Origin of the sequence: Acidovorax sp. JMULE5, assembly GCF_013376875.1 — a bacterium.
In the GTDB taxonomy this organism is placed as follows: Bacteria; Pseudomonadota; Gammaproteobacteria; order Burkholderiales; family Burkholderiaceae_C; genus Acidovorax; species Acidovorax facilis.
The window spans coordinates 4,206,439-4,219,727 of the sequence record NZ_CP035951.1; the positions used below are offsets into that span (position 1 = coordinate 4,206,439).

Consider the following 13,289-nt stretch of genomic DNA (forward strand, 5'->3'; position numbering starts at 1 on the left):
TGCGATTGTCGCAGCATGGCCTGAGCGCTTGTCGAACAGGGAAATCAATGACCAATCCGGGCGATGCGTCGCGTATTGTCCCCTGGCGGGGAATGCTGCTGTACCTGGTGCTGGGGGTGGCCTGGGTGTTCGTGGGCGACGCGCTGCTGGCCCGGTGGGTGAGCGACCCGGTGCTGCTCACGCGCTTTCAGACCTGGAAGGGCTGGGGCTACGTGCTGCTGACCAGTGGGCTGGCCTGGTGCCTGCTGCGCAGCATGCGCCACGCCGAAAAGGTGCGCCTGGCCATGGCCAGGGAGCTGTCGCAGATCGTGCGCCACGTGCCGGCAGGTATCGCGCGCGCGGCGCCAGACGGGCGGTTCCTGTGGGCCAACACCCGCCTGTGTGATCTGCTCGGCGCGCCGCTGGAGCGGGTCTGCAGCCTGAATGTTCGCGATGTGCTGATGGCGCCCGACCGTGACCGGGTGGCTGCCCAGTTGTCGCGCCTGCTGGCGGGCGAGATCGACCACTATGTGGGTGAACACGAATGCCTTCGTCCGGGCGATGGGCGCAAGGTGGCCGTGCTGTGCACGGTAGCGCTGGTCCCCGAGGCGGATGCCGAGCCCGCCCATATGGTCTGCGTTCTGCAGGACCTGGACGAGATCAAGGCCGCCCGCGCCGCACTCAAGAACAGCGAGGCCCGCCAGCGGCTGGCCGCCACGGTGGTGGACAACACCATGGAGGGCGTGGTGGTGACCGATGCGCAAAGCCGCATCCTGTCGGCCAACGCCGCCGTCACCCGCCTGCTGGGCTATACCGAGGAGGAACTGCTGGGCCAGACGCCGCGCGTCTTCAAGTCGGGGCGGCATGACAAGGCGTTTTACGAGGCCATGTGGGGCACATTGCGCCAGACGGGCCACTGGCAGGGCGAGATCTGGAACCGCCGCAAGAACGGCGAGGTGTTTCCAGAGCACATGTCCCTGTCGGCCGTGCGCGACCCTGCGGGTCAGATCACGCACTACGTGTGCATGTTCACCGACATTTCTGAAGAAAAGGTGCAGCAGCAGCGGCTGGAGTTCCTGGCGCACAACGATGCGCTCACGGGGCTTTCCAACCGCGCGTGGTTCGGCCACCAGCTGGAGCAGGCCGTGTTGGAGGCGCGAGCCAGTGGCGAGCACATTGCTGTGTTGCTGCTCAACCTCGACCGTTTCAAGGACGTGAATGACAGCTACGGCCATGCCACGGGTGATGAGGTGCTCAAGCACATCGCACGGCAGGTGCAGTCGGCCCTGCGGCCGGGCGACGTGATGGGGCGGCTGGCGGGCGACGAGCTGGCCGTGGTGGCACGCCACCTGCGCCATGCCGACGGCGCCGCTGCCGTGGCGCGGCACCTGATCACCGCCGTGGCCGAGCCCTGGCGTTCGCCCGATGGCTTTGAACTGGTGGCGGGGGTGAGCGTGGGCATCTGCATGTTCCCCGAGCATGCGAACACCACCGAGCTGCTGCTGCAGGGCGCCCACGCGGCGGTGTACGGCGCCAAGGCGCGGGGCCGGGGCGCGTGGTGTTTCTTCCACGAGGCCATGACCCAGGCCGCGCGCGAGCGGCTGGCGCTGGAGTCGCGCCTACGCCTGGCGCTGGCGCAGGGCCACCTGCAGATGTACTACCAGCCGCAGGTGGACATTGCCACCGGCCGCATCCAGGGCGCCGAGGCGCTGGTGCGCTGGAACGACCCGGCGGAGGGCCTGATCTCGCCCGCGCGCTTTATCCCCGTGGCCGAAACATCGGGCGTCATCGGCCCGCTGGGCGAATGGGTGCTGCGCGAGGTTTGCCGCCAGGGCCAGCAGTGGCGCCTGGCGGGCTTGCCCGACCTCACGCTCGCCGTGAACGTGTCACCGCGCCAGTTCCACCTGACGGACCTGACCGGTTGCGCATCGAGCGCGCTGGCCGATTCGGGCTTTCCGCCTGCGCTGCTGGAGCTGGAGATCACCGAAACCGCCCTGGCCGAGCGCACCGAAGAGGCCCGCCAGGTGCTGATGCGCCTGCGCGCGCTGGGCCTGCGCATTGCGGTGGATGACTTTGGCACAGGGTATTCGTCGCTCGCGCAGCTCAAGCGCTTTCCCATTGACGTGCTCAAGATCGACCAGGGTTTCATCCGCGACATTCCGCAAAGTGAGGACGACATGGCCATCAGCGCCGCCATCATCGCCATGGGGCACAGCATGGGGTTGTCGGTGCTGGCCGAAGGGGTGGAGACCGACGGCCAGCTGGCCTTTCTGCGCGAGCGGGGCTGTGATGCGTACCAGGGCTACCTGTGCAGCCGACCCGTGCCCGCCGATGACTTCGCGGCGCTGCTGCGGGCACAGCCCATGACTGCTGCACCGTAGGTCAAGGTGCTGGGCGCGCCGGGCGCCACTTCTCGCGCAGTTCTGCACAGGCATCGCGGGGTGGCAGGGCAGGGGTTTCAATCACCGCGTCCGCGTCGCCTGGTTTGTTTGCTCCATTTTTGATAGCTTCTTGCGCTTGCCCAGATTGCGCCAGGGCCACTTTTGACACCAAATTGGCTGGCCAGTGGGTGGGCACTCCCAGGCTGCGCAGCACATGGCCGCTCCCGGCCACCAGCAGCACCGTCTGCCCGGGGCGCAGGGCCTGCTGGGCGGTGCGCGCCATGCTCGCGTCGCGGGCGATCTGGATGCGGGCCATAGGGGCAATTTGCGATTCCGGCAGCAGGCCGCAGTGGCCGTCGCGCAGCGCCTGGTACTGCTGTGCCAGTGCGGGGGCGGGCAGGTGCTGGTCCCAGCGGGCCTCGCTCATTGCGGCGCGCATCTGGGCGCGCGGCAGGTTGCCACCCAGCACCGGCACGCCAGCGGCCACGGCGGCCATCACCACGGGGCCATAGGCTTTCCACGGCCAGGCGGCGTCGTTCCATTGCAGGGCGGCCTGGGCCTGGGCGTCGGTGGCGTCACGCGGCAGGGCCTGGGTGCTGTGGCCGCTCTCGGCCATCTCCATCACCACGGCCGCCAACTGGCCTTTTGCGGCCAGCCACAACACGGTCTCGCGCTGCAGGCGCTGGTGGTCGGGCGCATCGTGCTGTTCGCCGAGCAACAGCACATCGGTGGGGAGCAGGGCCTGCAGGCGGTCGGGCCACGCGGCGAGTGGGGTGCTGGGGGGCGTGGTGCCCGTGCTGGCACAGCCTGCCAGTGCTCCCGTGGCTATCAGGGCTCCGGCCAGCAGCAGGCGGGCACAGAGGTGGGTGTCGGGTGGTCGTTGCATGGCGCCATGCTACGCGGGTGAGACTTGACCCAGGTCAAGAGTCGGCGCAAGCTCGGTGCCTACACTGCCCTGCATGCGCACCAAGCCCACCCTGTCCACCAAGCTCCTGGCCATGGGCGCGGGTTTTTTGCTGGTGGCGCTGGCCTCCATCAGCCTCACGCTGTGGGTGACCTGGAAGCTCGAAGGCGGCGCCGCCGCTGTCAACGAGGCCGGCCGCCTGCGCATGAACATGCTGCGCATGGTGCTGGTGCTGCAGACCGAGCCCGCCGAGGCGGTGCAAGAGCGTGCCCGCCTGTTCGATGCCAGCCTGGACCTGCTGCGCACGGGCGACCCCTCACGCCCGCTGTTTGTGCCCTGGAGCGACGAGACCCGCTCGCGCTTCGAGGCCATACGCACCCAGTGGGCCCAGGCGCGCAGCGGCTGGGTGACCACGTTGCCCCCCGATCGCGCGCAGACCTTGGCGCAAGCCGATGCGTTTGTGCAGCAGGTCGATGGTTTTGTGGATGCCATCGAGATCCAGATTGCGGGCTGGACGGCGGCGCTGCACCTGTTCCAGCTGTTCATGATGGCGCTGGCCATTGTTGCCGCCGTGACCTTCATGGCCGCAAGCTATCTGCTGGTCATCAACCCCGTGGCGCGCCTGCAGCAGGCCCAGGCCCGTCTGCGCCAGGGCGAGCTCGGCACCCGCCTGCCGGTGGATACGGATGACGAATTCGGCCAGCTGTCGGCGGGCTTCAACCTCATGGCGCACGCATTGCAGGCATCGCACGACGACCTGGAACACAAGGTGGTGGAGAAAACCGCCAGCATCGCCGTGCAGAACCAGCGGCTCGCCGCGTTGTATGAGGTGAGCGCGCTGGCTTCCACCGCAAGCAGCCTGGAGCTGCTGGCCCAGGGCTTTGTGCAGCAGATCCGACGCGTGGCCGGGGCCGATGCGGCGGCCGTGCGCTGGTCCAACGAGGCCAACGAGCGGTATGTGCTGCTGGCGGGTGACGGCCTGCCCCGCACCATGGCCGAGGGCGAGCACTGCCTGCACACCGGCAGTTGCCTGTGCGGGCAGCCGCAGGCCCAGGCGCGCACGCGGGTGATCCCCATCACGCCATCAACCACCGTCGCCTTGCCACATTGCCGCGAGGCGGGTTTTGAAACCATGGTGACCATCCCGGTGCAGATGCAGCAGCGCTTGCTGGGTGAGGTGGACTTGTTCTTCCGCTCGCCCATTGAGCTGACCGATGAACTGCGCGACCTGCTCGAAGCCATGACGCGCCACCTGGCCAGCGCCATGGAAGGCCTGCGCGCCACCGCACTGGAGCGCGAAGCCGCCGTGGCCGAAGAGCGCAGCATGCTGGCGCGCGAGCTGCACGACTCCATCGCCCAGTCGCTGGCCTTCCTCAAGATCCAGACGCAGCTGCTGCGCGACGCCGTGAACCGTGGTGACGAGGCCAAGCGCGACCGCAGCATCAGCGAGCTGGACGTGGGCGTGCGCGAGTGTTATTCCGACGTGCGCGAGTTGCTCGTGCACTTTCGCACCCGCACCAGCGACGAGGACATCGAGTCTGCCTTGCGCGCCACGCTGTCCAAGTTCGAGCACCAGACCGGCATGGCCACCACGCTGGGCATGGTGGGCCATGGCCTGCCGCTGGCGCCCGATTTGCAGATCCAGGTGCTGCACATGGTGCAGGAAGCGCTGTCAAACGTGCGCAAGCATTCGGGCGCCACGCGGGTGGACCTGCTCGTGCACCGGCATCCGCGCTGGCGCTTTGAGGTGCAGGACAACGGCAAGGGCTTCGACGTGGCCACCGTGCCGCCCGATTCGCTGCATGTGGGCCTGGGCATCATGCGCGAGCGCGCCCACCGCGTGGGTGCCGTGCTGCAGGTTGAATCCACCCCGGGCCAGGGCACGCGCGTGTGCATCGAGCTGCCCACGGTGACTGCTGCCGCCACCATGCCCCCCCAGCCTGCACCTCCGTCCGCAGCGGCCATAGCGCCCCAAGGCGCGGCGTCTGGCGAAGAACTCACACCCGCCGTGGCCGCAGGCCGGGTGGCCACCACCGCATGACCCCTACCACCGCCATCCCCTTGGCCCCCCCCGCCGGTGCGGGCCACCAACCCCCCGCAGAGCCGCCTGTGACGCTGCTGGTGGTGGACGACCACACGCTCTTCCGCCGGGGGCTGATTGCACTGTTGGGGCAGGACGCGGGCCTGCTGGTGGTGGGCGAGGCGGGCGATGCCGCCGAGGCCCTGCGCCTGGCTCCGCAGCTGTTGCCCCAGGTGATCCTGCTGGACAACCACCTGCCCGGCGTGATGGGCGTGGACGCCATCCGGGGCCTGCGCGAAGTCTCGCCCGCCTCGCGCGTGCTCATGCTAACCGTCAGCGAAGACGGGCAGGACCTGGCCGCCGCGCTGCGCAACGGCGCGCAGGGTTACCTGCTCAAGACCATCGACGGCGATCTGCTGGCCCAGGCCATCCGCCGCGCGGCCCGGGGCGAGCCCGTGGTGAGCCCCGAACTCATGGGAAAACTGGTGGCCGCGTTCCAGTCGCAAGGGGTGGCCGAAGCAGCTGCGCTCATCGCCCCAGCCGGGCCTGCCGGGGCGGGTGCGTCCACGCAGCCGCCCGAGGCTGCCAACAACGGCGCCGCGCCCCTGTCCCCGCGTGAGGAAGACGTGCTGCGCGAGATCGCGCGCGGTGCCAGCAACAAGGAAATCGCGCGCACACTCGACATCGCCGAGACCACGGTCAAGATCCATGTGCAGCACATCCTGCGCAAGCTGGGCCTGAGTTCGCGCGTTCAGGCGGCTGTCTACGCATCGGACCGCCAGCGCTAGCGTGCAACACCACACTAGGAGTAGCGCGGCAGTGCAACCGCCGTGGTCGGCCAGGGATTTGTCGCTGACCACCCTGCGCGCGAGCCGGTGCACCTGCACGAGCGCGCCCTGCGCGAGGCCCGGCGCATGAAGCCGTCACGCCCGCTACATCGCCAATCGCACATAGCGCGTCGCCCATAGCGCATAGGGCCTGTCGTCATGCAACCCCTGGGGGTGGGGCGCAGCGCGGGGGAACTTCATAGACTTCTTTCCAGTGTTCTACCTGCCACTGGCCAACGGCCGCATTGCTGAGGAAGCCTTTGATGTCCCCCGAACAAATCCATCTGGTTCGCCAGAGCTTTGCGCAGGTTGCTCCTGTCGCCGCGAAGGCGGGTGCGCTGTTCTACGCCAAGCTGTTCACGCGCGACCCCGCTATCAGCGGGCTGTTCGCCTCGTCCGACATGAACGAACAGGCGCGCAAGCTGCTGGACATGATCGGCAGCGCCGTGCGCATGCTCGGCCAACCCGAGCAGCTGGACGCCGCACTGCGCGCACTTGGCAAACGGCACGCGGGCTATGGCGTAGAGGCCGCGCACTACGACACGGTGGGTGCGGCGCTGCTCGACACACTGGCCGAAGCACTTGGCGGCGCCTTCAACCCCGCCACGCGCGAGGCATGGGGCGCCTTGTATGCCCACATGGGCACCACCATGCGGGCGGGGGCCGCAGGGGCGTAGCGTTGCAGCGGCGGGCGGTTTGCTTGCCCGGGTGACAGATCCTTGTCTGGTTGCACGCCCCGGGGCATGATGCCCTCGCCAGCACCCGGCGCCGGGGCGCTGGCCCAATCGATACAGGAGCAACAACGCATGAAAACCACCTCCTTGCGCCGCGTCGGCGCAGCCGCAACCCTGGCAGCAGTCTCCCTTGCTACCGTCTTCGCCTCTGTCGCTGCCATGGCCGACACCACCAAGCCGCTGCTGTTCAAGATCGTTACGGTCAAAGATGATGTCATCGTTGCCGTGCCGCCGGACGAGGCCGGTGCCCCGCGCCCCGAAGCCGCCGCCATTGGCCAGGCTCTGGCCGCCAAAGGCGCGCTTACCTTCTGGCAATACGCCACACGCAAGGCAGCCGACGGCGCACTGGAAATGGCCCCCCGGGCCAAGATCAGCGTGCTGGCGCACGACAGCCTGCGCGTGGAGCCCTACACACCAGCGGTGCGGGTTGTGCCGTTGCCGTAGTGGCGCTTGCCTGGCTGGACCTGTCCTTGTCGGCCTGAAAAGCCGAAGGGAGCGAAGCCCGGGTGCTTCTTCATGAAGCCCCTTTTGAAAAGGTTTTTATCCCAGCCCCACCGGAGACTCCTCAACGGGGCGCCAGCAGACGGGCTTGCAGCTCCAGCCGGGTTTGCACCCCCAGCCGCGTGTAAATCTGGCGGCGGTGGTAGGTGGCGGTGTTGGCACTGATCCCCATGCGTTCGGCAATCTGTGCTTCGGGCAAGCCCCGCGCCAGCCAGTAGGCCAGCTCGTGCTGGCGCTGCGGCAGGCCCAGCGCGCGTAACGCGGGCAGCAGGTGCGCCACGCGCGGCACCCGGTGGGTGATCTGAATGCCCACCGCCTGGCCTTCGCCCGCTGCGGCGGCCATCTGCGTGGCGCGCAGGCTGAACCAGCCGCTGGCGTTGTGCAGGTCCAGCTGGGGCAACGCAGGTGCAGCGCCCGTCCAGCTGCCAAGGTGGCTTGCGTGTTGAAGCTGATGCAGCAGCATTTGTAGACGGGGCGGCAATTCCGAACGGCGGTGCCACCGTGGCCCAAAGGCCAGCGCCATCAATTGGTTGGCCAGGGGCGATGTCCACAACAGTCGGCCCTGCGGCGTGGCCACTAGCATGGCGCTGTCATGCGCAACGCTGTCCTGTGTATCCACCTCACCGGGCTGGAAAATGCGGGCCAACCAGGGCTCCAGCCGCCCCAACATGGTTACGTCTTGAGCCCCAAAACGCAGAGATTTTGCGCTGCGGTACAGCTTGAGTGTGCCCAGTCCCACGCCTTGTGGCGTGCGTAGCACAAGACTCAGGCAATCGAAAACCTCGGCGGGTAGTAGCGTCAAGTTGTAGAAATCGCTGCGCACCAACTCGCTGATGGGCACAGCCAGGAGCTGCTCCAGCACCTGCACACCATGGTCGAGGCGCACCGCATCGGCAAACTGGTGGCCGCTGCGGCGCATCACCTTGCGCTCACTGGCCATCACTTCCGGTTCGAAGTATGTGTGGATGGTCGCACTTCCGATGGATGGCTCCAGATATGCGTCCAGCCCTCCATGGCCGTCTGGGTAGAAATATGCACCCGACTCAAAACCGATGAGATGGTGCAACTCATGCAAAACGGGCTCAATGAGTTGAGGGCCATTGAAATCAATGCAAGCCATCTGCTGCAAGTGCTCAATGGCCCGCTGCTGAACGCGGGTGAGGGGCATGGGATTGGCTGAGATTTTTGCAGCAACGCTTCAAAGCGCTGCGTACGTCCGAACGTAGCACAACGATTGTGTTGCCACCCAACCCCTGTGGGTGGGGCGCCGCGCAGAGTGGCCCCATAGACTTCGTTGAAGCCCGATCACCCCTTCGCTGATGGCAGCCAGTTAACCGCTCTTGCTCTTGAATAGATAGCGCATCGGAAGGTCCAGGTATGGGGGGAATCAAGTCCCGTGCCCAGTGGTTTTTGCCTCAAACCTTCAACCCCAAGCGCTTTGCCCATTCAGTTGAACCTTCCAATGAAAAGACACCTCGCCCTGCTGGCTCTGACCACCTTTGCCCATGCTGGTGCCTGGGCTGCCACCTACACCTTCACCGGCCCCACCTATGTCAGCCTGCTGGACTACACAGCACCCTGCGCCTCCGGCAACTGCGTCAACTTCAGCACGGTCATGCGGCAAACGGGCCACTTCACCACCAACCAGCCGCTGCCCGCCAACCAGGTCAGTCTCGACATTGCACCCCTCATCACCTGGTATGACTTCAACGATGGCGTGACCAGCTACAGCATGAACGGCCTCAACACTCGTTTGGCCAAAGCCCGTGTTTCTACCAATGCAGCAGGCGAGATTGTTGATAACGACATGGTTTTTCTGTGGTGGCAAACCGGCAGCCATGGCGTGGGCGACCGATTGAGCTACATGTCGGTCAACTTTGCCAGCTACTTCAACCGCCCCTGCGTTTCACTGACCAGCCCCGACATCTGCCATAGCTACGCTGACGACGGCGCCACCAGCCACGGCTTTGCCCATGGCAGCGGTGGCTGGACGAGCGACGTCCCCGTGGTGGGGCCGGGTGGGGCGCAGTCCGTACCCGTGGACAACCCGTTTGCCCTGGTGCTGACAGCCGTCGGCCTGCTGGGTCTGGCCTTGCGTGGCCGGCAGAGATTGCTCCTAAAAAGATAGCTATTTTCGCTTTGCGGATAAACGCTGAAGGCAAGTTTTTGATCCGCCCCTCAACCCTTCCACTTTGCGCATTGGGCGACAAATCACCATGAAAAAATATCTTGTATTCCTGGCTGCGGCCCTTCTGCAGGCGGACGCCTGGGCTGCCACTTACACCTATACCGGACCAGCCTATAGCCCTCCAGATCTGCACAATTTCACGTCTTGCCCGCCGGGCACGGGCAATTGCGGTGCCTATACAACCGCAATGGCGCAGACGGGCTCTTTCACTACGGCCGCCCCTTTGCCCTCCAACCTCAACAGTCAGGACATCACGGCGCAACTCACCTCGTATTCCTTTTCCGACGGATTGACCACTTATTCCAGTGGTGACCCCCAGGTGACGCTTGTGAGCGTGTCGGCTACAACCACAGGAGGGGTGCTTGATTTCTCCGTGCACTTGGTGCGCTGGCAAACGCCCGCTCCGCACGTGATCGGAGATCATCTTGACCAAGTTTTGGTGACTGAAAGCGGCCAGCATAACGCGGTGTGCGGCAATATTCAGGTGAATCCACAGGGCGACTCATGTGGCACCTCCAATGCGGGAGGGGTGTTTTCCAGTTGGACAGATGCGAGTTCTACTGTCGGCTCCTGGACCGTCACCGGCCTTCCGCCCGTGGCCACCAACGCAGTTCCCACTCTGGGCGAATGGGGTCTGCTGCTGTTGGCCTTGTTGATGATCAGCGTGGGCTGGATGACGATGGGCCGCCGCCGCATGTGAGTGCAACGTTATTAGGCGCTGGGCGGAGTCAGCGCCTTTCTCAGATTTCCTACGGATCGTCGGCCCTGGGGCCGCTCCATGGCGGGCAAGCGCAGCTTGGTCAGATGGGGTGGGCATCCCAGCGCCATCCCGGGGCTGCAGGGTCTGCCCGGGTGGCATAGTTCTTTCGAACGATGGCCCCAAGCCGCGCACTAGTCCTTCTGCCGCACCCCGTGCTGGTCGAGCGAAGGATGTGCAAAGGCCGCTACAAACGCGACCATTCCTCTCATGCAAAAAGAGAGGAACCGCGCAATGGCACATACCCCCTTGCCTCCGGGCGACAGCCCACAGCGCACCCGCCAGGCTTGGTCGGTGCTGATCGTCAGCACCTTCGCCTTCACGGTCTGTTTCATGGTGTGGATGATGTTTGGCGTCATCGGCATCCCTATCAAGAAGATGCTCAACCTGAACTCCACACAGTTCGGGCTGCTCATGTCCATGCCTGTGCTCACGGGCTCGCTGGTGCGGGTACCGTTGGGCATCTGGACTGACAAGTTCGGTGGTCGCATCGTGATGGCCGCCGTGATGGCCACCACCGTGCCCGCCATCTGGATGATGGGCTACGCCACGGAATACTGGCACTTCCTCACCATCGGCCTGTTTGTGGGCTTGGCGGGGGGCTCGTTCTCGGTGGGCACGCCCTATGTGGCGCGCTGGTTCCCCAAGCACCGCCAGGGCACGGCCATGGGTGTGTATGGCGCGGGCAACTCGGGTGCGGCGGTGAACAAGTTCGTCGCCCCGGTGCTGCTGGTGGCCTTTGGGTGGACCATGGTGCCGCAGGTGTATGCGGCCATCATGCTGGGCACCCTGGTGCTGTTCTGGTTGTTCAGCTACAGCGACCCGGCCCACCTGGTGCCCAGCAACGTCAAGTTCACCGACCAGCTCAAGGCGCTGAAGGACCCCAAGGTCCTCAAGTACTGCCAGTACTACAGCATTGTGTTTGGCGGCTATGTGGCGCTGTCGCTGTGGATGGTGCAGTACTACGTGGGCGAGTTTGGCCTCGACATTCGCGTGGCGGCGCTGCTGGCGGCCTGCTTCTCGCTGCCCGGGGGGTGCTGCGCGCCATCGGCGGCATGCTGTCTGACAAGTACGGCGCGCACAGCGTGACCTGGTGGGTGATGTGGGTGAGCTGGATCTGCCTGTTTTTGCTGAGTTATCCGCAGACCGACTTCACCATCGTCACCGTCAATGGTCCCAAGACCTTTCACATCGGCCTGAATGTGTACCTGTTCACGGGCCTCATGTTTCTGCTGGGCATTGCCTGGGCCTTTGGCAAGGCCAGTGTCTTCAAGTACATCAGCGACGACTACCCCCAGAACATCGGTGCCATCAGCGGCATCGTGGGCCTGGCCGGTGGCATGGGCGGCTTCATCCTGCCCATCCTGTTCGGCGCGCTGATGGACCTCACCGGCATCCGCTCCAGCGCTTTCATGCTGATGTATGGCGTGGTGTGGGTCTCGCTCATCTGGATGTACTTCACCGAAGTGCGCCGCACCGATCTGATGGCCACGCAGGCAGCACCGGCTGCTGCGGCTGGCCGCTGAACTTTCACTTTCCAAGGAAACACCATGTCTGCCACACCCGCCAGTAGGCGCCAGGGGCGTCTGCTCACCCTCTGGGCTCCTGAGGATAAATCGTTCTGGGAGCGCGAAGGCGAAGCCATCGCCAAGCTCAACCTGTGGATCTCGGTGCCCGCGCTGTTCCTGGCCTTTGCCATCTGGCAGGTCTGGAGCGTGGTTGCCGTGAGCCTGCCGGGCCTGGGCTTCAAGTATTCGACCAACCAGCTGTTCTGGCTGGCCGCAGCGCCCGCGCTCAGCGGCGCCACGCTGCGCATCTTCTATTCGTTCATGGTGCCGCTGGTGGGTGGACGCCGCTGGACGGCGATCTCCACTGCCAGCTTGCTGATCCCTGCGATTGGCATCGGCTTTGCGGTGCAGGACAACACCACGACCTATCCCACCATGCTCATCCTGGCGCTGCTGTGCGGCCTGGGCGGCGGCAACTTCAGCTCCAGCATGGCCAACATCAGCTTCTTCTTTCCGAAGGAGCGCAAGGGATCGGCCCTGGGTGTGAACGCGGGTCTGGGCAACCTGGGGGTGTCGGTGGTGCAGTTTCTGAGCCCTCTGGTCGTGACGGCCGGCATCTTCGGCATCTTTGGTGGCGAAGGCCAGACCATCGTCAAAAACGGCCAAACCGTGCAGGTGTGGACGCAGAACGCGGCCTTCATCTGGGTGCCATGGATTGCGCTGACGGCGCTGGCCGCCTGGTTCGGCATGAACGACATTGCCGATGCCAAGGCCTCCTTTGCCGCGCAGGCCGCCATCTTCAAGCGCAAGCACAACTGGCTGATGTGCGTGTTGTACCTCGGCACCTTCGGCTCGTTCATCGGCTATGCAGCGGGCTTTCCGCTGCTCATCAAGAGTCAGTTCCCTGGCATCAACCCGCTGGCCTACGCCTGGCTGGGCCCGCTGGTGGGCGCTGTGATCCGCCCCTTTGGTGGCTGGCTGGCCGACAAGCTCGGTGGTGCGCGCGTCACGCTGTGGAATTTCATCGTCATGGCCGTGGCTGTGATGGGTGTGACGTTCTTCCTGCCCTCCGGTGGCCCTGGCGGCAACGAAGGCCAGTTTGCAGGTTTCTTCGTGTGCTTCCTGGTGCTGTTCCTCACCACCGGCATCGGCAACGGCTCCACCTTCCGCATGATCCCCGTGATCTTCCTGACCGAAGCCATGCGCGGCGTGGACAAGCACAACGCCGCCGCTGTGGCCAGCGCCAACAAGGAGGGCAACACCCTGGGCGCGGCCACGCTGGGCTTCACCGCCGCCATGGCCGCCTACGGCGGGTTCTTTATCCCCAAGAGCTATGGCAGCTCCATCGCGCTGACCGGCAGCCCCCACGCCGCGCTGTGGACGTTCTTCGCCTTCTATCTCGTTTGCATCGTGATCACCTGGTGGAGCTACGCACGCAAGCACGCCGAGATGCCTTGCTAGTCAACCCCAGAACAGAAATCAGAAAAGGA

General features: G+C 65.5%; 10 protein-coding genes and 1 pseudogene. 9 read left to right on the forward strand and 2 right to left on the reverse strand.

Annotation, left to right across the window (positions count from 1 at the left end; translation table 11 throughout):
- The first annotated feature begins 47 nt into the window (after positions 1-47).
- Entirely contained in the window at positions 48-2,360 is a 2,313-nt protein-coding gene (locus EXV95_RS19165; protein WP_176888062.1) for a bifunctional diguanylate cyclase/phosphodiesterase, read from the forward strand.
- Between the two features lies 1 nt (position 2,361).
- On the opposite strand, the gene EXV95_RS19170 is transcribed toward EXV95_RS19165, so the two are convergent.
- Complete coding sequence (locus EXV95_RS19170; protein ID WP_176888063.1) at positions 2,362-3,246, reverse strand: ChaN family lipoprotein; 885 nt, start codon at positions 3,244-3,246, stop codon at positions 2,362-2,364.
- 73 nt (positions 3,247-3,319) lie between these two features.
- Here EXV95_RS19170 and EXV95_RS19175 point away from each other — a divergent pair, with 73 nt between their 5' ends.
- The 4 genes from EXV95_RS19175 (at position 3,320) to EXV95_RS19190 (ending at position 7,289) form a co-directional block, all read left to right on the forward strand.
- Positions 3,320-5,305: a type IV pili methyl-accepting chemotaxis transducer N-terminal domain-containing protein gene (locus EXV95_RS19175; RefSeq protein ID WP_176888064.1), complete on the forward strand. Its 1,986-nt coding sequence runs from the start codon at positions 3,320-3,322 to the stop codon at positions 5,303-5,305.
- Positions 5,302-6,072 carry a response regulator gene (locus EXV95_RS19180; RefSeq protein ID WP_255484802.1) on the forward strand — a complete coding sequence of 257 codons (771 nt, stop codon included), beginning with the start codon at positions 5,302-5,304 and terminating at the stop codon, positions 6,070-6,072. Before EXV95_RS19175 ends, EXV95_RS19180 begins: the two co-directional genes overlap by 4 nt.
- 302 nt (positions 6,073-6,374) lie before the next feature.
- Complete coding sequence (locus EXV95_RS19185; RefSeq protein WP_176888065.1) at positions 6,375-6,788, forward strand: globin family protein; 414 nt, start codon at positions 6,375-6,377, stop codon at positions 6,786-6,788.
- A gap of 129 nt (positions 6,789-6,917) precedes the next feature.
- Entirely contained in the window at positions 6,918-7,289 is a 372-nt protein-coding gene (locus tag EXV95_RS19190) for a hypothetical protein (protein WP_218135469.1), read from the forward strand.
- 121 nt (positions 7,290-7,410) lie between these two features.
- On the opposite strand, the gene EXV95_RS19195 is transcribed toward EXV95_RS19190, so the two are convergent.
- A complete protein-coding gene (locus tag EXV95_RS19195; RefSeq protein ID WP_176888066.1) occupies positions 7,411-8,514 on the reverse strand; it encodes a helix-turn-helix transcriptional regulator in 1,104 nt (367 codons plus the stop codon).
- 294 nt (positions 8,515-8,808) lie between these two features.
- Between EXV95_RS19195 and EXV95_RS19200 the strand changes: the two genes are divergently transcribed.
- The 4 genes and pseudogenes from EXV95_RS19200 to EXV95_RS19215 all read left to right on the forward strand — a co-directional run bounded on the left by EXV95_RS19200 (position 8,809) and on the right by EXV95_RS19215 (position 13,260).
- Complete coding sequence (locus tag EXV95_RS19200) at positions 8,809-9,474, forward strand: hypothetical protein (RefSeq protein WP_176888067.1); 666 nt, start codon at positions 8,809-8,811, stop codon at positions 9,472-9,474.
- 88 nt (positions 9,475-9,562) lie between these two features.
- Entirely contained in the window at positions 9,563-10,234 is a 672-nt protein-coding gene (locus EXV95_RS19205) for an IPTL-CTERM sorting domain-containing protein (protein ID WP_176888068.1), read from the forward strand.
- 291 nt (positions 10,235-10,525) lie between these two features.
- Positions 10,526-11,817 (forward strand): annotated as a pseudogene (locus EXV95_RS19210) (nitrate/nitrite transporter).
- A 24-nt stretch (positions 11,818-11,841) separates the two neighbouring features.
- Complete coding sequence (locus tag EXV95_RS19215) at positions 11,842-13,260, forward strand: MFS transporter (RefSeq protein WP_176888069.1); 1,419 nt, start codon at positions 11,842-11,844, stop codon at positions 13,258-13,260.
- The last annotated feature ends 29 nt before the right edge of the window (positions 13,261-13,289 follow it).